The organism is Janthinobacterium aquaticum, assembly GCF_009208565.1.
Taxonomy (GTDB): domain Bacteria; phylum Pseudomonadota; class Gammaproteobacteria; order Burkholderiales; family Burkholderiaceae_D; genus Janthinobacterium.
The window spans coordinates 62,294-82,845 of record NZ_WFLK01000011.1; the positions used below are offsets into that span (position 1 = coordinate 62,294).

Sequence of the window (20,552 nt, forward strand, 5' to 3'; positions counted from 1 at the left end):
GATGGCCAGGCATCTCAGTGAACGTTTGAGCAATGCCTTGACCATTGATGTCGAGGATTACTTCCAGGTCTCGGCCTTTGCGCCGCTGATCGCGCGCGACAGCTGGCCGTCGCGCCCGTGCCGCATCGAAGCCAATATCGAGCGTATCTTGCTGTTGCTGGAAACACGCCACATCCACGCCACCTTCTTTACGCTGGGCTGGATCGCCGAACGCTACCCGGTCATGCTGCGCCGCATCGCCGCTGCCGGGCATGAAATTGCCAGCCACGGCTATGGCCATCTGCGTGCCTGGGAGCAGGACGCCGACGCCTTCCGCAACGATGTGGTGCTGAGCAAGACCATCCTCGAGCAGCTGGGTGGCCAGACCGTGGCCGGTTACCGCGCGCCCAGCTTCTCCATTGGCGCGGCCAATCTGTGGGCGTTTGATGTCTTGCAGGAAGCCGGCTACCGCTACAGTTCCAGCATCTATCCGATCCGCCATGACCACTACGGCATGCCCGAGGCGCCGCGTTTTGCCTGGCGCCCGCGCGGCGCCAGCGGCCTGCTCGAGCTGCCGATCAGCACCGTGCGGCTGGGGCGTCGCAATATGCCGGCCGGCGGCGGCGGCTACTTTCGGCTGCTGCCGTATGCGCTGTCGCGCCAGCTTTTGCGGCGCATCAATGCGCGCGATGGCCAGGCTGGCATATTCTATTTTCATCCTTGGGAACTCGATCCCGGACAACCGCGCCCGCCCGGCCTGCCACTGAAAACGCGCTTTCGCCACTATCTGAACCTGGGGCGCATGCAGGCGCGGCTGGAGCGCCTGACGGCCGACTTTGCCTGGGACCGCATGGACCGCATCTTCCTGAAAGCCGACTATGCCTGACGCACCCAGCCAATATGCACCGCCCTCGCACCAGCGCAGCGACACTGCGGTCGCGGTGCATGCGCTGCAGTTGCATGAGCATGCGCGCTGGGATGACTTCGTGCAGGCATGTCCCGAGGCCACCTTCTTCCACCGCGCCGGCTGGCGCACGGTGCTTGAGCAAGGCTTTGGCCATCGCTGCCATTTCCTGTACGCCGAGCAGCAGGGCGACATCTGCGGCGTGCTGCCGCTGGCCCATATGCGCGGCGTCCTGTCGGGCAAGGCACTGGTCTCACTGCCGTTCTGCGTATATGGCGGCGTAGCTGCCGCCAACGGTACCGCGCGCCAGGCGCTGCTGGCGGCAGCGCAGGCGCTGGCGCGCCAGTTGCAGGTGGGCCACCTCGAGTTGCGCCAGCGCGATGGCGTGGTCGGGAGCGGCTGGCTGGCCAGGCCGCTGTACGCCACCTTTCGCCAGCCATTACCGGACGACGACGATGCAGCGCTGCTGGCCATTCCGCGCAAGCAGCGCGCCGTGCTGCGCAAGGCCATGGCCAGCGGCCTGCACAGCCGCCTCGAAGACGGTCTCGAGCATTTTTTCCCGCTGTACGCGGCCAGCGTGCACCGGCTCGGCACACCGGTGTTTGCGCGCCGCCATTTTGCGCTGCTGCGCAGCACCTTTGGCGACGATTGCGACGTGCTGACCGTGTTTCAGGGTGAGCAGGTACAAGCAAGCGTGCTGCAATTTTATTTCCGCGACGAAGTACTACCCTATTACGGCGCTGGCAGCGTGCTGGCGCGCAGTACCGGCGCCAATGACTTCCTGTACTGGGAAGCGATGCGCCGCGCCCGCGCGCGCGGCGTTCGCCGTTTTGACTTTGGCCGCAGCAAGGCCGGCACCGGCGCCTTTGACTTCAAGAAAAACTGGGGCTTTGCGCCGCAGCCGCTACCCTACGCCTACCAGTTGATCCGGGCCGCCTCGCTACCGGAAGTAAACCCGCTCAACCCGAAATACGCGCTACTGATACGCGCCTGGCGCCGCCTGCCGCTGCCGCTGGCCAATCTGCTGGGGCCGCATATCGTGCGGCAGTTGGGCTAGCCATGCGCGAACTGCTGTTTCTTACCCATCGCCTGCCGTATCCGCCCAACAAGGGCGACAAGATACGCTCATGGCATATGCTGCAATACCTGAGCCGGCATTTCCACGTGCACCTGGGCTGCTTTATCGATCAGGAAAGCGACTGGCGACACACGCACGCAGTCAGCGCGCTGTGCGCCAGCAGCCGCTTTGTCCAACTGCACCCCATCCAGGCCAGATGGCGTGCCGCGTGCGCCTTACTGGGGCACCAGGCCATGAGCGTGCATTATTACCGCGATGTCCGCCTGCAGGCCTGGGTCGATGGCGTGCTTGCTGGCGCACGCGTGCACCACGGCCTGGCCTTTTCCGGCGCGATGGCGCAATACCTGGACAGCGGCGCCGCCTGCGCGCTGACGCGGGTGATCGATTTTGTCGATGTCGATTCCGATAAATGGCGCCAGTACGCGAGCAGCAAGGCGTGGCCGCTGTCGCTGCTGTACCGGCGCGAGGCGCAGTCGCTCTTGCAGTACGAGCGCCATATTGCGCGTCAATTTACAGCCAGCTGCCTGGTGTCGCCAGCCGAAGCCGAACTGTTGCGTCAGTGCGCGCCGATGGCGCGGCGCAAGATTCACCATGTCAGCAATGGCGTTGACGCCAGCCACTTTGCGCCACAGCCCACGCTGGTCTCGCCTTACCCGGCCGGCGCGCAGGTGATGGTATTTACCGGCGCCATGGATTACTGGCCCAATATCGACGCCGTGCAATGGCTGGTGCGCCATGCCTGGCCGGCGCTGCGGCGCCAGTTTCCCGCGCTGCAGCTGTATATCGTCGGCAGCCGGCCGACCGCCGCAGTGCGTGCGCTGGCGCGCAGCGCCGGCGTGGTCGTGACCGGTACGGTCGACGATGTGCGTCCCTACCTGGCCGGCGCGGCGCTGGCCGTCGCCCCCTTGCGCATTGCGCGCGGGGTGCAGAACAAGGTACTCGAAGCCATGGCTATGGGCAAGATCGTGCTGGCCTCGCCGCAGGCGCTCGAAGGCATCGCAGCCCAGCCCGGACGCGAACTGCTGCTGGCGCGCGACGAGGCCGAATTTATCCACCAGGCAACACTGGTTTTGAACCAGACAGTCTTGCGCGACGACTTGCGCGCGATCGGCGCACGCGCGCGCCAGTTGGTGCTGCGCGAGCACGACTGGCAGCGCAACCTGCAGGCGCTGGGCGGCCTGCTCGATGTGAGCGCTGCTGCGGGTGCGTTGGCGGAGCCGCAGGCATGAAGCGCGAACCCCAGGTCCTGCTGACCGCGCAAGGCGCAACGACGCCAGCGCGCATGCCGCCGGCCCTGGGTGCGCTGCTGCTGGCCCTGGCCGCCGTGCTGACCCTGCACCACGCGACCTTGCTGAGCATGCTGCATATCTGGTGGCGCTCGCCGACTTTTGCGCATGGCTTCCTGATCCTGCCTGTCAGCGCCTGGCTGGCCTGGCGCCGGCGCGCGGCGCTGCGGCATCTGGCCGAGGCCGACCAGGCGGCCCGGCCCAGCGGCGCCGGCTTGCTGCTGCTCGCTGCGCTGGGCGCGGCCTGGCTGCTGGCCGAACTGGCCCATGTGCAGGTGATGCAGCAACTGCTGGTTGTCACCATGCTGCCCGCTTGCGTGCTGGCCGTGCTGGGCTGGCGCGCCCTGGCGCTGCTGGCTTTTCCGCTCGCCTACCTGTTTTTGTGCGTGCCGTTCGGCGCAGTGCTGATTACACCGCTGATCGACTTTACGGCCGGCTTTACCGTGACCGCCTTGCAATGGTCGGGCGTACCGGTGTATCGCGAAGGCAGCTATTTTTCCCTGCCCAGCGGCAACTGGTCGGTGGTGGAAGCGTGCAGCGGCCTGCGCTATCTGATCGCCTCGCTGGCCTTGGGCGTGCTGTTTGCCCATCTGCACTTCCAGCATGCGGGCAAGCGCGCAGCCATCGTGGCCGCTGCGCTGCTGCTGCCGATCCTGGCCAATGGCGTGCGCGCCTACCTGATCGTGATGCTCGGTCATTACAGCGATATGCGCGTGGCAGTCGGTGTCGACCACCTGATCTACGGTTGGTTGTTCTTTGGCCTGGTGGCGCTGCTGCTGTTTCTGGCCAGCCGCCGCTGGCGCGCGGCGCCCGGGCCAGTGTGTCCATTGTCGGTGGCGCCGGCCGCAGGTCTGCCGCGGGCCAGCAAGGCGAACACGCTGGCGGCGCTGCTGTGCCTGCCACTGTGCGCCCTGTGGCCGGCGCTGGCGCAGGCCATCGAGCAAGAACAGCAGGCAGGCTTCACCACCACCCTGCCGGCGCTGCAGGTACGTCAGATTTCCGGCTGGCAGCGTGTGCCGCCCCAATCCTGGGCCTGGCGCGCGCCGCTGGCCGGTGCGCCGCGCGAATTGATCGCCAGCCAGGCCGGGGAGGATGGTGCAGTGCAGTTGCAACTGGCCTGGTATCGGCGCCAGGCGCGCGCCAGCGAGCTGCTCAGCCACCTCGACCAGCCATACGGCCCGCACAGCCTGCTACTGGACAGCCGCACACGGCGCGTAGCGCTGCCCGCCGGCAGCCTGCAGGTACGCGAAAGCCTGCTGGCGCGGCCTTCACACCGGCTGCTGGTGTGGCGCTTCTATCGGCAAAGCGGCGTGACGACGGCCAACGGCGCGCTGGTCAAGCTGCTGCTGGCGCGCGGCAAGCTGCTGCACAGCCGCCAGGACGGCACGCTTATTATCGTGTCAGCGCCCTACGAAGAGCTCGGCGCGCCGCCGCGCGCGCTGCTGCAGGCCTACCTGCGCGCGGCGCTGCCGTCCATCGAGCAGGCCATCGAGGAGATGCCGCATGACTGAACAGTTGGTATCGAGGGCGCCATTGATCGTGCATGTGATCGACCAGCTGGAGATGGGCGGGTTGGAAAACGGCCTGCTCAACCTGCTCAACCATATGCCGCCCGGCCGCTACCGGCACGCCATCGTCTGCCTGAAAAACGCCAGCGCCTTTGCCGACCGGCTGAGCGCGCCCGGCGTGCAGGTGCTCAGCCTGTACAAGCGCGCAGGCAAGGACCCGGCCCATTACCTGCGCCTGTACCGCACCTTGCGCCAGTTACGGCCCAGCCTGGTGCACACGCGCAACCTGGCCTGTATCGAGGCGCAATTGCTGGCGGCGATAGCCGGCGTGCGCCTGCGCGTGCATGGCGAACATGGGCGCGATATCGGCGACCTCGACGGCAAGAACCGCAAATACCGCTGCCTGCGCAAGCTGATGCGTCCACTGGTCCAGCACTTTATTGCCGTCAGCGACGACCTGCGGCGCTGGCTGGTCGAGGCGATTGGCGCTGCGCCGGCCACGGTGACGCAGATCGGCAACGGTGTCGACAGCCTGCGCTTTCATCCGCGCATCGCCTCAGCCAGCAGCGCGCCAGTCGGCCCGCCCGGTTTCTCGTGCGCAGGCGCTTTTGTCATCGGCAGCGTGGGCCGCATGGCCGAGGTCAAGGATTATCCGACGCTGGTGCAGGCCTTTTTGCTGCTGTTGCAGCAGGCCGGACGGGGCGTGCCGCTGCGCCTGATGCTGATCGGCGACGGCCCTGCCCGCCAGCAATGCCTGGGCCTGCTGCAAGCTGCCGGCGCGGCGCACCTGGCCTGGTTGCCGGGCGCACGCGACGACGTGGCGCAACTGCTGCGCGCCATGGACGTCTTCGTGCTGCCGTCGCTGGCCGAAGGCAGCTCCAACACCATCCTGGAGGCCATGGCCAGCGGCCTGCCGGTGGTGGCCACGTGCGTGGGCGGCAATGGCGAGCTGGTGCAATCGGGCTGGAACGGCACGCTGGTGCCGCCGCGCGCACCGGCCTTGCTGGCCGACGCGCTGCTGGAATACGTCAAGTTGCCCGAACTGGGCCTGCGCCAGGGCGCGCGCGGACGACGCCGGGTGCTGGCCGGGCACAGCCTGGCCGCGATGGCCGGCGCCTACCTGGCCGTCTACGACAGGCTGACCGGTACGCCGGGCGCCAGTTTTCATCCACCGACCTGAGAGGCAACCATGTGCGGCATCGTCGGCATTTTTGACCTGCAAGGCCAGCGCGATATCGATGCGGCGCTGCTGGCGCGCCTGAACCATAGCCTGCGCCATCGCGGCCCGGACGAGGACGGGCTGCACCGTGAACCGGGCGTGGGCGTGGGCCACCGGCGCCTGTCGGTAATCGACCTGGCCAGCGGCCAGCAGCCGCTGTACAACGCCGACCGCAGCGTGGTGATTGTCTTCAATGGTGAAATCTATAACTACCGCAGCCTGATGGCCGAGCTACGCCGGTTTGGCCACCAGTTCCGCACCCAGAGCGACACCGAAGTGATCGTCCATGCCTGGGAACAATGGGGCGAACAGTGCGTACAACGCCTGCGCGGCATGTTCGCCTTTGCCATCTGGGACCGGCGCCGCCATCTGCTGTTCCTGGCGCGCGACCGGCTCGGCGTCAAGCCGCTGTACTACGGCCAGGCCGGCGACGGCACGCTGCTGTTCGGCTCCGAACTCAAGGCGCTGCTGGCGCACCCGGCCATGCCGCGCGAACTCGATCCGCTGGCGGTGGAAGAGTATTTTGCCTATGGCTACGTGCCCGAGCCGCGCAGCATCATGCGCCACGCCGCCAAGCTGCCGCCGGGCCATACCCTGTGCGTACGGGCCGGCCAGCCGCTGCCGGCGCCGCGCCAGTACTGGGATATTCCGTTTGCGCCGCACCCGCCACTCAAGCAGAAGCAGGCGGCCGACGAGCTGCTGGCGCGCCTGCGCGAGGCGGTGCAGATCCGCATGGTGGCGGAGGTGCCGTTGGGCGCATTCCTATCCGGGGGCGTCGATTCGAGCGCGGTGGTGGCGCTGATGGCGGGGCTGCAGAGCCGGCCCGTCAATACCTGCTCGATCGCCTTTGCCGACCCGGCCTACGATGAAGCGCCGTACGCGGCCATGGTGGCGCGTCGCTACGCCACCGCGCACCATGTGCAGCAGGCGCAGCACGACGATTTCGAGTTGATCGATCATCTGGCCACGCTGTATGACGAACCGTTTGCCGACAGTTCGGCCATGCCCACCTACCGCGTGTGCCAGCTGGCGCGCCAGCGCGTGACTGTAGCGCTGTCCGGCGACGGTGGCGACGAGAATCTGGCCGGCTACCGGCGTTACCGTTTGCAGGTACGCGAAGACAAGGTGCGCGCGCTGCTGCCGGCCGGCCTGCGCCAGTCGCTGTTCGGTGCGCTGGGCCGCCTCTATCCCAAGGCTGACCGGGCGCCGCGCTTCCTGCGCGCGCGCACCACCTTCGAAGGACTGGCGCGTGACAGCACCGACGCCTATTTTCACGCCGTCTCCATTGTGCCCGACGACATGCGCGCGCGCCTGTTCAGCCTGGAAATGCGGCGCAGCCTGCAAGGCTACCGCGCCGTCGACGTGCTGCGCCGCCATGCGCAGGCGAGCCCGGCGCAAGATGCGCTGTCGCAGCTGCAATACCTGGACCTGAAGACCTATTTGCCCGGCGATATACTGACCAAGGTCGACCGCGCCAGCATGGCCCACGCGCTCGAGGTGCGCTCGCCGCTGCTCGACCATGAACTGGTGGCGTGGATCTCGGGCCTGCCGCCGCATTTCAAGCTGCAGCGTGGAGTCGGCAAGTACCTGCTGAAGCAGGCGCTGCAGCCGCTGCTGCCGGGCGAGGTGCTGAACCGGCGCAAGATGGGCTTTTCGGTGCCGCTGGCCGACTGGCTGCGTGGCCCCTTGCGCGGCCGGCTGCAGCAGCGCCTGTTGGGGCCGACGCTGGCGCAATGCGGCCTGTTCGACATGGACTATATCGGCCAGTTGATCGAACAACACGGCTCCGGCCGGCGCGACTACAGCGCGCCGCTATGGTCGCTGCTGATGTTCGAGTCCTTCCTGCGCCAGGTACTGCCGGCCCCGGCCTTCGCTGCGGCGCCCACCAGCGCAGCAAAAAGCGTTGCACCGGCCAATATAAGTGCATAAGCCATGCGCATCCTGCATATTTTTGATCATTCGCTGCCGCTCCATAGCGGCTATGCGTTTCGCAGCGCCGCCATCCTGGCGCAACAGCTCGCGCTGGGCTGGCAAACGCTGCACCTGACCGGCGCCAAACAGGGCTGGCCTGCCGACGCCACGCATTCAGCTACGGCTGAGGCCAACGAGGGCGACGAGGGCGACGAGGCCGACGGCTGGCAGTTCCATCGCACCGCACCCGCGCGCCAGTGGTGGGCGCGCCTGCCGCTGCTGCGCCAGTATGCGGTGATCGATGGCTTGGCGCGGCGCCTGCTGCCGCTGGCACGCGACTGGCGTCCCGACGTGCTGCATGCGCATTCACCGGTGCTCAACGCCGTGGCGGCGCTGCGCGTGGGGCGCCAACTGGGTATCCCCGTGGTCTACGAAGTGCGTGCGCCGTGGGAAGATGCGGCGGCCGACCACGGCAGCAGCCGGCCCGGCGGCCTGCGCTACCGCCTGACGCGCGCGCTGGAAACCTGGGCCCTGCGCCGGGCCGACGCCGTCACCACCATCTGCGAGGGGCTGCGGCGCGAACTGGCGATGCGCGCGCCAGCGGCGCACATTACCGTGATTCCCAATGCGGTCGACCCGCTGCTGCTGGCGCAGAGAACTCAAGCAAATGGCCTGGAGCGCCCGCCCACCATCGGCTTTATCGGTTCCTTCTATGCCTACGAAGGCCTGGCACTGCTGCTGCAGGCCATGCCGCGCCTGCTGGCGGTGCGGCCGATGCTGCGCCTGCTGCTGGCCGGCGGCGGGCCGCAGGAAGACGCCTTGAAAGCACTGGCGCAGCAGCTCGGCGTTGCTGGCCAGGTGACGTTTGCCGGGCGCGTGCCGCACGCCCAGGTGGCGCAGCTTTACCAGCAGATCGATGTTTTGGTCTATCCGCGCCTGCCGATGCGCCTGACCGAACTGGTCACGCCCTTGAAACCGCTCGAAGCCATGGCGCAGGGCCGGCTGGTGCTGGCTTCGGACGTGGGCGGACACCGCGAACTGATCATCGACGGCCAGACCGGCGTGCTGTTTCGCGCCGGCCACACCGATGCACTGGTCGCCGCGCTGCTGGCCTTGCTCGATGCGCCGCACAGCTGGCCGCGCCTGCGCGAGCAGGCGCGATTGTGGGTGGAACAGGAGCGCCTGTGGCCGCACAGCGTGGCGCGCTATGCCAGCGTGTACGGCCCACTCACGGTGCGCAGCGCCGGCGCACCGTCATCGCCGGCTGCAGGCCTGCAGCCATGAAGCTGGCCGGCCTGCGCATCGTGCTGGTGGGGCCGCTGGCGCCGCCCGCCGGCGGCATGGCCAACCAGTGCGCGCAACTGGCCGCGCTGCTGCGCGCGGAGGGCGCCAGCGTGCAGCAGCTGTCGCTGCACGGCTGCCACCTGCCGCACTGGCTGGCGCGCGTGCGCTATCTGCGCGCCGTGCTGCGCCTGCCCGTCTATCTGTGGCGGCTAAGGTGCGCGGCGCGCACCGCCGACCTGTTTCATGTGCTGGCCAATTCGGGCTGGTCCTGGCATATGCAGGCCGCGCCGGCGCTGTGGCTGGCCAGCATGGCTGGCAAGCCGGCGCTGCTCAACTACCGTGGCGGCGAGGCCGGCGCGTTCTTTGCGCGCAGCGCGCGCCTCATTGGCTGGAGCCTGCGCCGCGCCAGCGCCATCACGGTGCCGTCCGGTTTTCTGGCCGAGCTGTTCGCCCGCTACGGCCATGTGGCCCATATCGTGCCCAATGTGATCGACCTGCAACGCTTTGCGCCTACCAGCCACCGCGTCGATCCGCACGCGCCCGTGATCCTGGTGGCGCGCCATCTGCAGGCGCTGTACGACAACGCCAGCGCCGTGCGTGCGTTTGCCATCGTGCGCGCCAGCGTGCCGGGCGCGCAGCTGGTGCTGGCCGGCGACGGCCCCGAACGCGGTGCGCTGGCACAATTGGCGCAGCAACTGGGCGTGGCCGACGGCGTGCGCTTTGCCGGCCATGTCGACAACGCCGCCATGCCGGCCCTGTATGGCGCCTGCACGATCGCGCTCAATCCCAGCCTGGCCGACAATATGCCGATTTCGGTACTCGAGGCGCTGGCCAGCGGCGTGCCGGTGGTCAGCACCGATGTCGGTGGCATTGCCGCGCTGCTGCAGCATGGCGTGACGGCGCTGCTGGTGCCGCCCGGCGATGCGCCAGCCATGGCGCGCGCGCTGCTGTCGCTGCTGCGCCAGCCGCAGCGCGCACAAGCGCTGGCGCACAACGGCCTGGCGCATGTGGCGCAGTTCGACTGGCGCCATGTGGCGCCGCTGCTGCTGCGCCATTACCGGCGTATCCTGCGCGCGCCGCGTCCGCGCGGCTATACGCGGCTGGTGGCGCACTGGCTGTTTCCGCTGCACGAGCGGCTCAAGCGGCACAACAGCGTGCGCCTGCTGCGTCGCCTGGAGCGCTCGCAATGGTGGAGCGCGGCGCAGCTGCAAGCCTGGCAGATGCAGCGCCTGCGCGCACTGCTGGCGCATGCGGCGCGACACGTGCCGCATTACCGCGCCCTGTTCGCGCGCCTGCAGCTCGATCCGGCCGCCTTTCGCCAGCCGGCCGACCTGGCGCGCCTGCCGCTCTTGCATAAAGCCGATATCGCTGCTGCGCGCACCAGCTTTGTCTCGGAACGCGCGATCGGCCTGCGCGCGTTTGCCACCGGCGGCTCCAGCGGCGAACCGCTGCAGTTCATGCTGGGCCGGCGCCGCATCAGCCACGATATTGCCGCCAAATGGCGCGCCACGCGCTGGTGGGGCGTCGATATCGGCGACCGCGAAGCCGTGCTGTGGGGTTCCCCCATCGAACTGGGCGCGCAGGACCTGCTGCGGCGCTGGCGCGACCGCCTGCTGCGCTCGACCCTGCTGCCCGCCTTTGCCATGTCGTCGGCGCGCCTCGACGGCTTTATCGCGCAATTGCGTCGGCTGCGTCCGCGCATGCTGTTTGGCTATCCGTCGGCGCTGTGCCGTATCGCTGCACAGGCCGGCGCAGGCGGCGTGGCGCTCGACGGCCTGGGCATCAAGGTGGCGTTTGTGACGTCCGAGCGGCTGTACGACGAGCAGCGCGCGCAGATTGCTGCCAGCTTCGGCTGCCCGGTGGCCAATGGCTATGGCGGGCGCGACGCTGGTTTTATCGCCCACGAATGCCCGGAAGGCGGCATGCACGTAACGGCCGAAGACGTAATCGTGGAAATCGTCGATGCACAGGGCCGGCCGCTGCCCGCCGGCAGCAGCGGCGAAATCGTGGTCACCCACCTGGCCACGCGCGACTTTCCGTTTATCCGCTACGCCACCGGCGACATGGGCGCACTGGGCCAGTCGCCGTGCCCCTGCGGACGCGGCCTGCCGCTGCTGCAGCACATTGAGGGCCGCAGCACCGATTTCGTCACCGCCACCGACGGCACCGTGATGCACGGCCTGGCGCTGATCTATATCGTGCGCGAGTTGGCCGGCGTGCAAAGCTTCAAGATTGTCCAGGAAAGCCTGCTGCGAACGCGCGTGCTGCTGGTGTGCCGCAGCCCGCTGGAGACGGCCGCGCGCGCCGGCCTGGCCGAGGCATTCCGGGCGCGTCTGGGGCGTGATGTGGCGATCGATATCGAAGAAGTGGCCGAGATTGCCGCCGAAGCATCGGGCAAATACCGCTATGTGGTCAGCAAAGTCCCACTCTTGCCCTGAAAGGCGCGCCATGCATGTCACTGTCCTCCTCGTTTTGCTGCTGAGCTTGTTATTGGTGTCAGCCACGCTGGCCTTGCTGCTGCACAAAACGCGCCGCATGCACCTGATGCTGTATTCGCTGCAGAACCGGGCCGACAGTGCGCCGGCACAGCTGTACCGCCAGCTCGAAGCACTAACCGGCCTGCAGCAGGAACTGCAACTGGCGCGCAGCCTGCCGCCCACGCGCGGCTGGGCGGCTTCGCCCGACTTCCTGCTGGCGCTGGTACACGAGGTGCAGGCCAGCAAACCGCGCACGGTACTCGAATGCAGCAGCGGCGCCTCGACCGTGGTGCTGGCGCGCTGCCTGCAGCAGCTGGGTGCCGGCCGTGTGCTGAGCCTGGAACATGATGTCCATTTTGGCGCGCAGACACGGCGTGAACTGGCACGCCACGGCCTGTCGGACTGGGCCCAGGTGATCGACGCGCCACTGTGCGAACACGCGCTCGACGGAGAAAGCTGGGCCTGGTACGACATTAAAAACCTGCCGGCTGACCTGGTGATCGACCTGCTGGTGATCGACGGCCCGCCGCAGTCCACGCGCAGCCTGGCGCGCTATCCGGCCGGCCCTCTGCTGTTCCCGCTGCTCGCAGCCGGCGCCGCTGTCTACCTGGACGATGCGGCGCGCGCCGACGAACAGACCATCGTGCGCCGCTGGCGCGCTGCCTTTGCGCCGCTGCAACTGACCATGCTGGCCTGCGAAAAAGGCTGCGCGGTCATGCGCCTCAATTAACGCCCGGCGCTGATGCTGGCCGGCGCTGCACCACCAGGCTGCCGACCGACACTTGTACCAATTCATTGTGCTGGTTATACGTGCTGGTGCGCAGCCTGACCAGTCCCTGCTGCGGCCGCGACCTGGACGCACGCACTTCCAGCACCTCGCTTTCAACGCGCAGTTCGTCACCCGGACGCACCGGCAGCGGCCAGCGCAGCTCCTCGAAACCGGCGCCCACGATGCCACCGGCCGGCTTGAAGTCGCTGTCAACCAGCAAACGCATGGTGGCCGCCGCCGTATGCCAGCCACTGGCCGCCAGCCCGCCAAACAGCGTCTGCGTGGCCGCCTGCGCATCGAGGTGGAAAGGCTGCGGATCGAATTCCGTGGCAAAACTGGCGACACGCTCGGGTTCGATCCGAATCCGGGCAGCGCCGCCAAAACACTGGCCTGGTGCCAGATCATCGAGGTAAAGTACGGTCATGGCGGTCTCCTAGTCGTCCGTTACACACCAGTGTAACTCAGCGATGCACCGATGGCCCCAACCTGGCGCGCACGGCAACGATATCGAAAAACGCAGCAGACAGCGCAGTGCTTGTCGGCCGCTGCACCCGCTGCCAAAGGTTGTGCGCCTACGGCTCCTGCCTGGGTATAGTCAGCAAGTGCTGCACGAACGCCGTTTCCTCAGGGTGGCTGGCATGATAGCGGTCGCGTGCGGCGCGCATGGCCTGGTGGTGCGCGGCGATTGTGTGCGGCGTGAGTTCGATGCCGAAATCGTCGGGTACGGCAGCCTCGCCGCCAAACAGGCGCGCCAGGATCATGCGGCCGACATTGTCGCGGTAGTGCGATGCTTCCCAGTAATAGCGCATTTCGCGCGTGCCGCCAAATTGCGGAATGGCTTCGCTGGTAATGCTGTTAAAGCCGGAAAAATCATAGACGCGCACATTGCAGCCCTGCTGCCGGTAGCGTTCGGCCAGCGCCGCCAGGTCGCCCTGCCAGCGTTCCATGTCGGCCCAGCGATGGCGCCGGTGCAGCACGTCCATGGTCATCGCGTGGGTGGGATTGATATAGAGACGCAGGCGCAGGCGCGAGCTGCTGCGGCACAGTTCGTCTACGGTGGCGTCGAACGTCTGCAGCGCCTCGGGCGTGGGACCGACGCCGGCGCCAAATTCCTGCAGCCGCGGGATCATGGCCTTGGCCGTGCCGCCCCAGCCGTGGATACGGTCGCTGACGCAGCGCTGGTCGCGCTGGCCATAGAGGGCCAGGCTGGAACGGCACACCTGGCCATAGCTGCCGTTCAGCAGGCGCAGGGTGTCCTGCGTCATGTCGAGCGTCAGGCCGCGCTTGATGTTGAGCAAGGCACGGCGCGCGAAAAAGGCCGGGCCGGCCTCGAGCAGGCCCGGCTCGATGCCGGCCGAGCCCTGCTCCATTGAAAACGACGGCGCATCGATGCCCCATATCATGGTGTCAACCCGGCTGACGCGGGCCGCGTGGCGCGCCAGCTGCATGGCGTCGCCGATGGACGCGCCCGACACTGCGCTGTTGAACACGCTCATGCCCGGAAAAAGCTCGTGCGCCTCAGCCGACAAGCCCATTTCCGTGCGCGAATTGCCGATATAGACAACTGCCGGCCGGTAGCGCGCCACCGCATAGGTCTTGCCCCAGACGCTCAGTTTTTCATGCGTTGGGCGCAGGCGCTGCAGCAAGGGACTGTCCCACTGGTGCAGCAGGTACGGGTCGACCAGGTAATTGAGGGTCGCCACGATGACCAGCGCGGCGGCGGCGCTGGCGCAAAACAGCGCGACGTAACTGCGCGCCTGAGGCTGTGCAAGGTTGTCCATGGCTAGAATTGAAAGTAGAGAAATTCGGTGACGCGGTTCATGCCGAAGATGCACAGTACGAACAGCGCGGCAAAGCCCATGCTCCAGCGCCGCGTCGGACGCCATTGCCAGCGTTGGCCCTGCACTATTTTTTCAATGCAAGGCGCGTAGTGCGAGAATATTTGCTGCGTATTCGGTGCATAAAAAGCCAGCAGCATGGCCAGCAACAGCACCGGCAGGCCTGGCCCGGCCAGCTGTATCCAGCGTACGCCGTCAAACGCCGGCTGCCAGCCCAGTTCGCCAAACAGCGCAGCCAGGCCGGCTGTCTGGCGCGGCAGGCTGACGCCGTTGGCGCCAAACAGCGCGCCCACGATATTGCAGGCGGTGGCCAGGTCGGGCGCGCGAAAAAAAATCCAGCCCAGCATCACGGCAAAAAATGTCAGCGCCTGTGGCCACCAGCGCGCCTGCGAGCTGCCGGCCAAGCGCTGCCAGAGCAAATGCAGCACCAGATAAGCGCCATGCAGCGCGCCCCACATGACAAAGGTCCAGCCGGCGCCATGCCACAGGCCGCCCAGCAGCATGGTCAGCAGCAGGTTGCGGTAGCGCCTGGCCTCGCCATGGCGGCTGCCGCCCAGTGCAATATATAAGTAGTCGCGCAAGAAGCGCGACAGCGTCATGTGCCAGCAGCGCCAGAATTGGGCGATATTGGCGGCCTTGTAGGGCGAATTGAAATTGAGCGGCAGCTTGACGCCAAACAGGCGCGACAGGCCGATGGCCATGTCGCAGTAGCCGGAGAAGTCGAAATACAGCTGGAATGTGTAGGCCAGCACGCCGATCCACGCCTCGATCAGCGTCGGCTCGGCGCCGGAGGCAAATACCGGCACGGCCAGCGGGGACAGAGAATCGGCAATCAGCACCTTCTTGGCCAGGCCGACCACGAAGATCGACAGGCCGATGGCAAAGTTGGACGCCTGCGGCCGATGGCTGGCGGGATCGGCAAACTGCGGCATCATATCGCGGTGATGCAATACCGGCCCGGCGATCAGGTGGGGAAAATAGCTGACAAACAGCAGATAGTGGATAAAGCGGTATTCGCGCACCTCGCCCCGGTAGCAGTCGACCAGAAAAGCGATCTGGGTAAAGGTGAAAAAGGAGATGCCGATCGGCAGGATAATATCGAGGCCGGGCCATGGCTGACTGCCCCGCTCGGTCATGACGGCCAACGCATTGACGCTGTCGACAAAGAAATTGGCGTATTTATACCAGGTCAGCAAGGCCAGATTCAGTATCAGCGCGGCCACCAGCACGCGCCGGCGCGCAGTCCCGGTGCAAGCACCGATCAGGCGCCCGCCGGCATAATTGATGCTGATCGAGGCCAGCAGCAGCGGCAGGTAGCGCGCATCCCACCAGCCATAGAAAAACAGCGAGGCGCAGGCCAGCCAGGTCGCTGGAGCCAAGCGGAGCCAGGCAACAGGCTGGTTGACAGCGTTGGCGCCGGCCAGCGCCAGCCGTCCCAGCAAAAAATAGCCCGCCAGCACGATGGGCAGATAGAAAAACAGAAAACTGAAGGAATTGAACAGCATGCGCGCTCCTTATGCAGGCATGCTGTCGGTATCGCGCAGGGCGCCGCCGTAATGCAAGCGGACAGCCCCGGCATGCACCTGCAGGTAAGCCTGGGCTATCTGCGCCGCGACATTGTCCCAGCTGAACTGGCGCACCAGCGCCTGCACTCGACTGCGCGCCGGCGGCTGCGCCAGCAGCCCCATAATGGCCGCGCGCAGGCCGGCACCGTCGTCCCAGCGCACCTGGCGCAGCGCAAAGCCGGCATCGGGCAGCTGCAGCGCGCTTTGCTGCGACATCACCACCGGCGTGCCGGCGGCCAGCGCTTCGAGCACTGCCAGCGGAAAGACCTCGCCCTGGCTGGGCAGCGCCAGCACGCTGGCCGCATGATAGGCGCTGGCCAGCAGCGGATCGGCGTGCTCAAGCGCACCGAGCCAGCGCACATGCGGCATGGCCTGCAGTTGCTGCAGATACGGCTCTTGCTCGCGCGCTGCGGCGCCCACCAGCACCAGTGGAATATCCTGCCCGGCGTCGCAGGCCAGCGCCTGCGCCAATCCCAGCTGGTTCTTGTACGGCGAAATGGCGCCCACCATCAGCACGAAAGGCTGCCTGAGGCCAATCTCGCGTGCAAACAGGTCGCCGTTGGCGCTGAAAAAATGCGGATTGATACCGTTCGGGAACACGCGTATCTTGTCGCGCACGGTGCCGAAACCGTGCACGATGGCGTCACGTTCGCGCTCGCCCAGCGCAATGACCAGGCTGGCCAACTGCAATGCCCGCTTGGTCTGCGCATAACTGGTTTGCACCATCCAGTCGGTCATGCGCCCGGCCAGACGGTCGGCCAGCTGGGCGCGCAGACCGGCGCTGCGGGTCCAGCCAGGAGAAATCAGCGGCGACAGGACGACCGGCACCCCGAGCTCGCAGGCCGCCTCGACAATGCGCACATTGCCATTAATCGCAGAAAATACATGGATCAGGTCGTAGTCGTCCAGCCGGTCGTGGTTAGCGTCCACCAGGCGTACCTGCACGCCGCGCGGACCCGTGCCGACAGGCAGCATGTTGGGGAACAAGGACAGCCGGTTCATCGCCGCCACCGTTTCGCGCACCTGCACCTGCAGGCCGCCGTCGCGCTGGAACAGCATGGGATAAGACAGGATACCTACACGCATGACTCTCCTTTCGATGCCGGCGCTATGCGGCCGAACAACCGTTGCTGCAACAACAGCAGCTCCCCTTTCAGTTCGTGCTGCAAACAGACGATGGCGCCCAGCCAGCACAGCAAGCTGGCCAGCCCCGCCGCCGCCAGCGCCAGCAGGCACCACAGCGCCGGCAGATCGGCGGGCAGCCACAGCATGGCCAGCGGCGCCGGACTGGCCAGCAGGCACACGCCGAGGCTTTTTCGCACGCTGGCCAGCGTGGCACTCGCGTCGATACCATGCACCTGACGCAGACAGCGATAGCTGAGCCAACTACGCCACAGCAAGGCCAGCCCCGCCGCACCGGCCAACGCCATCAGGCCGAATGGCGCGGCAGCGAGCACCAGCGCCACCTTGACCAGCGCCGACCAGCCGTCGATACGGACCTGTAAGCGCAGCTGGCCGCCAGCGACCAGCAGATAGCGTCCCATGCTGAACATGCTATAGACAGCGCAAGGCAGGCACATGATGCGGATCAAGGGTGCGCACGGCGTCCATTGGGCGCCGTACAGCAGTTTGACCAGCGGCAAAGCCAGGCAGCCCAGAAACAGGAAGAACGGCCAGGCCAGCGCCGTCATGTAACTGATGGTGCGCAGATACAGGGCCTTGCTGTTGCCCTGCCCGCCTTCGCGTTCGCAGGCGGCAAACAGCGGAAAGATCACCGGCGAGACGGCGCTGGTAATGGCCTGGTTGAACAGATTGAGCACGCTTTGCGCCTTGCCGTACAGCGCCAGGCTTTGCAGATCGAGCAGCTTGCCGATAATCAGCTCGGGCGCGGCCACGCCGGCTTCGTCAAACAGACCGCCGCCGGTCGCCAGAGCGCCGAAGCCCAGCACCGTGCGCAGGCCTTTCAGCGAGGGCAGCCACGGCAGGCCACGCGGACGCAGCAGCAGCCCCGTCAGCAGCGAGGCCAGGTTGCCGGCCAGCGCTGCCCATACCAGGCTCAGGGCGCCGTATCCCAGCAGCGCCAGGCCGGCCGCCACCAGCAGATTGACCACGGCGTTGCTGACATTGATGGCGAAAATGGCGCGAAACCGCAACTGCCGGCGCAATACGGCCAGCGTCAGGGAGCCGAGCGGTAACAAGACAAAATTGATCGACAGCAATTGCAGCACCTGCTGCAAACGCGCCTCCCGATACCAGACGGCCAAGGGAAAGCCCAGCAGCCAGACCAGCAGCGCCAGCGACCAGGCCACCAGCATGCTGGCCGCCAGTGCAGCGCGCAGTTTCTGGCGCTCCAGCACTTTTTCCTGGATCAGATATTGACCTACGCCAAAATCGCGCAGCACCTGGGCCAGCGACACCAGCACCGCGCCCAGCGCATACAATCCGACCTCGGCCGGTGACAGCAGCCGCGACAGCACGATGCTGCCTGTCACGCCCAACAGCAGCACCGTATACTTCTCGGCAAACGACATCAGGAACGGGGAACGCGGCGCAGCCATATAGTTACATCAGTGAGGCATAGAACTGGCGCAGCTGGCTGGCCAGACGCGTCATGGAATAACGCTGTTCTGCCTCCGCGCGCGCCGCCAGCGCCATGCGGGCGCGCCGGGGTGCGTCGCGCAGCAGCGCCGCCACGGTGTCGCAGGCGGCCCCTTCATCGTCCACCGGCAGCAGCAGGCCGCCCTGGCTGGCGCCCAGGATATCGGCCGTGCCCGGCACATCGGTGCCCAGCGCCGGCACGCCGCAGGCCATCGCCTCGATGGTGGCAATGCCAAAGCCTTCGTTGCGACTGAGCAGCAGATGCAGGTCAAACGCCGGCATCAGCAATTCGACCTGTGCCTGGAAGCCGGCAAAGATCACGCGCTGTGCCATGCCGGCCGCTTGCACCTGTTCGTGCAACATCGCTTCCAGCGGCCCGGCGCCGGCCAGCACCAGATAGAGATTGGGAAACTGCGGCTGCAGGCGCAGGAACAAGGCCAGCAAGGCCAGCGGACGTTTTTGCACGGCCAAGCGCGCCACCGCGCCAAGTACCAGCGCGTCCTGCGGCAGGCCCAGCTTCACGCGCGCCTGCATGCGGCGGTCGGCCGAGACGATAAAGCGCGCCGTATCGACGCCGTTGGCAATGACCGCCAGCCGCGTGCCGGGCGCCAACAGCGGCTGGTACAGTGCCAGGAAATGCTGCAGCGCCGAGGGCGAGACGGCATAGACGCCTTTCACGGCGCGAAACGCCTGCGCCAGCAAAGGCTGCTGCCAGCGGCTGAACGGCGCAGCGGGAAAGGCGTTGTGTACGCTGATTACCACTGGTATGCGGCAGCGCTGCGCCAGCCAGACCAGCGAGGCGCCATAGGTGGTCCAGCAGAACGCCACATGCAGCAGATCGGGCCGCAAACGGCGCAAGCGCCAGGCCCCTGTCAGCCTGGCGCGCAGCAAATTGCAGCGGCGCCAGGCCCAGTGCTCGATAAACAGTGGCGGCTCGTAGATCTGTACGGCCAGGCCTTCGGTTCGCAGCCGCTCGCGCCAGTGTTCAAACCCGGGAAAGCGCCGCAGCGCCAGCGTGCTGCGGTAGCCGGCGGCATCGAGCAGCTGCGCTTCCTGCGCCATGCGCAACTCCATGCCACCGAGCTCGCCCGAATAACTGCTGATCAGCACGCGCGTTTGCCGCTTGCGCTGGCCGCGCCAGGCTTCATGCAGATAGCCGCGCAGATAAGCCAATTGCCAGCGCCGCAAAAAAAACTGCTGGCGATCGCGCCGCAGCCATGCCGCCATGGCGCCGATAGCGTCGCGCAGCAGGCGCGCCAGCATCCAGCGCGGCACGCCCAGCCATTCCGGTGCGCCGCCGACGAGCTGCTGGCGGCACTGTCCGCGTCCGAACAACCAGGCCCGGCGCAGAACCCAGGCTGGCTGGACCTGCGCCGGCCGTATGATGTGCGCCACCTGGGCTGCGCGGCAAAACAATGCCCGGTGGCCGGCCTGCGCCAGCTGCAGATTGAAGCTCACTTCGCTGCCCATGGCGTAACTGGCGCCGCGCGGCCCCACGCTGTCGTCAAAGCGCCAGCCTTGCGCAAAGATGCGCCGCCGCACGGCCATATTGGCGCCCCAGACCAGCCCCGGGTAGACCGGCCCGTCGGGCAAGCTTATATCGGTCGCGCCCCAGGTGAGTCCGTGCGGCGCCAGCGCCAGCAGCCAGGGTTCAGGGGCCTGCCGCCAGGCCGGCACGATGGCACCGCCAAACACTGCATGGCCGGGCTGGCTGCGCGCGCACGCCTCCAGCCGCAGCAGCCAGTCCGGGCGCGGCACGGCGTCGTCGTCGCTGAACACAAACAACTCGGCGCCGTCGCCGCCGGTTTGCAAGGCCAGCGCCAGCGCCCGGTTCAGCGCGGCGTTCTTGCCTGGCTGCGCCAGCAGCAGATGCTGCAATGGCAAGCGCCCGCGGAAAGCCGCGATCACCTGCGCGGTGGCGTCAGTGCTGGCGTTGTCGGCAATAATCAGGCGCCAGCCGCCATGGGGAACCTGCAAGTGCGTATAAGCGAGCAGTACCGCCGGCAAGGTGCTGGCGCCATTGCAGCTTGCCATGAGAACGGTCAACAAGCGCGCCTCTCCTGTGTTTTATCATCGAACGATAGGGCCAGCGTCCAGTCTAGCGGGACGAGCCACCAGGATTTTGAGCGGAATCAA

General features: G+C 67.0%; 15 protein-coding genes. 9 read left to right on the forward strand and 6 right to left on the reverse strand.

The window, feature by feature from the left end; all coding sequences use genetic code 11:
• Position 1 precedes the first annotated feature (1 nt).
• Genes GCM43_RS17250 through GCM43_RS17290 form a run of 9 tightly spaced genes read left to right on the forward strand, consistent with a single transcriptional unit; the run spans position 2 to position 12,376 of the window.
• Positions 2 to 865 (forward strand): XrtA system polysaccharide deacetylase, encoded by an 864-nt coding sequence (locus GCM43_RS17250; RefSeq protein ID WP_152246512.1) that lies wholly within the window; start codon positions 2 to 4, stop codon positions 863 to 865.
• On the forward strand, positions 858 to 1,940 hold the full coding sequence (locus GCM43_RS17255) for a FemAB family XrtA/PEP-CTERM system-associated protein (RefSeq protein ID WP_152246514.1): 1,083 nt from the start codon (positions 858 to 860) through the stop codon (positions 1,938 to 1,940). The genes GCM43_RS17250 and GCM43_RS17255 overlap by 8 nt, the downstream gene beginning before the upstream one ends.
• A 2-nt stretch (positions 1,941 to 1,942) precedes the next feature.
• A complete protein-coding gene (locus tag GCM43_RS17260) occupies positions 1,943 to 3,190 on the forward strand; it encodes a TIGR03087 family PEP-CTERM/XrtA system glycosyltransferase (protein ID WP_152246516.1) in 1,248 nt (415 codons plus the stop codon).
• On the forward strand, positions 3,187 to 4,758 hold the full coding sequence (gene xrtA / locus GCM43_RS17265; RefSeq protein WP_152246518.1) for an exosortase A: 1,572 nt from the start codon (positions 3,187 to 3,189) through the stop codon (positions 4,756 to 4,758). Before GCM43_RS17260 ends, xrtA begins: the two co-directional genes overlap by 4 nt.
• Complete coding sequence (locus GCM43_RS17270; RefSeq protein WP_152246520.1) at positions 4,751 to 5,935, forward strand: TIGR03088 family PEP-CTERM/XrtA system glycosyltransferase; 1,185 nt, start codon at positions 4,751 to 4,753, stop codon at positions 5,933 to 5,935. The genes xrtA and GCM43_RS17270 overlap by 8 nt, the downstream gene beginning before the upstream one ends.
• Before the next feature lie 9 nt (positions 5,936 to 5,944).
• Positions 5,945 to 7,903 carry an XrtA/PEP-CTERM system amidotransferase gene (locus tag GCM43_RS17275; protein ID WP_152246522.1) on the forward strand — a complete coding sequence of 653 codons (1,959 nt, stop codon included), beginning with the start codon at positions 5,945 to 5,947 and terminating at the stop codon, positions 7,901 to 7,903.
• A gap of 3 nt (positions 7,904 to 7,906) precedes the next feature.
• Positions 7,907 to 9,169 (forward strand): TIGR04063 family PEP-CTERM/XrtA system glycosyltransferase, encoded by a 1,263-nt coding sequence (locus tag GCM43_RS17280; protein ID WP_152246524.1) that lies wholly within the window; start codon positions 7,907 to 7,909, stop codon positions 9,167 to 9,169.
• A complete protein-coding gene (locus GCM43_RS17285; RefSeq protein WP_226929533.1) occupies positions 9,070 to 11,607 on the forward strand; it encodes a glycosyltransferase in 2,538 nt (845 codons plus the stop codon). Before GCM43_RS17280 ends, GCM43_RS17285 begins: the two co-directional genes overlap by 100 nt.
• Positions 11,608 to 11,617: 10 nt before the next feature.
• Positions 11,618 to 12,376, forward strand: a complete 759-nt coding sequence (locus GCM43_RS17290) for a class I SAM-dependent methyltransferase (protein WP_152246526.1) — start codon at positions 11,618 to 11,620, stop codon at positions 12,374 to 12,376.
• Here the strand turns inward: GCM43_RS17290 and GCM43_RS17295 are convergent.
• From GCM43_RS17295 to GCM43_RS17320, 6 genes are all read right to left on the reverse strand, one after another.
• Positions 12,369 to 12,839, reverse strand: a complete 471-nt coding sequence (locus GCM43_RS17295) for a MaoC family dehydratase (RefSeq protein WP_152246528.1) — start codon at positions 12,837 to 12,839, stop codon at positions 12,369 to 12,371. The two genes, GCM43_RS17290 and GCM43_RS17295, sit on opposite strands and share 8 nt — an antisense overlap.
• A 148-nt stretch (positions 12,840 to 12,987) precedes the next feature.
• Entirely contained in the window at positions 12,988 to 14,196 is a 1,209-nt protein-coding gene (locus tag GCM43_RS17300) for a hypothetical protein (RefSeq protein WP_152246530.1), read from the reverse strand.
• A 2-nt stretch (positions 14,197 to 14,198) separates the two neighbouring features.
• Positions 14,199 to 15,758, reverse strand: a complete 1,560-nt coding sequence (locus GCM43_RS17305; RefSeq protein WP_152246532.1) for an MBOAT family O-acyltransferase — start codon at positions 15,756 to 15,758, stop codon at positions 14,199 to 14,201.
• 9 nt (positions 15,759 to 15,767) lie between these two features.
• The gene (locus tag GCM43_RS17310) at positions 15,768 to 16,904 is read right to left on the reverse strand and encodes a glycosyltransferase (RefSeq protein WP_152246534.1); all 1,137 of its coding nucleotides are present in this window, start codon (positions 16,902 to 16,904) and stop codon (positions 15,768 to 15,770) included.
• Positions 16,895 to 18,376, reverse strand: coding sequence for an oligosaccharide flippase family protein (locus GCM43_RS17315; RefSeq protein WP_152246536.1), 1,482 nt, complete (start codon positions 18,374 to 18,376; stop codon positions 16,895 to 16,897). Before GCM43_RS17315 ends, GCM43_RS17310 begins: the two co-directional genes overlap by 10 nt.
• A gap of 4 nt (positions 18,377 to 18,380) precedes the next feature.
• Entirely contained in the window at positions 18,381 to 20,465 is a 2,085-nt protein-coding gene (locus tag GCM43_RS17320; RefSeq protein ID WP_226929534.1) for a glycosyltransferase, read from the reverse strand.
• Between the last annotated feature and the right edge of the window lie 87 nt (positions 20,466 to 20,552).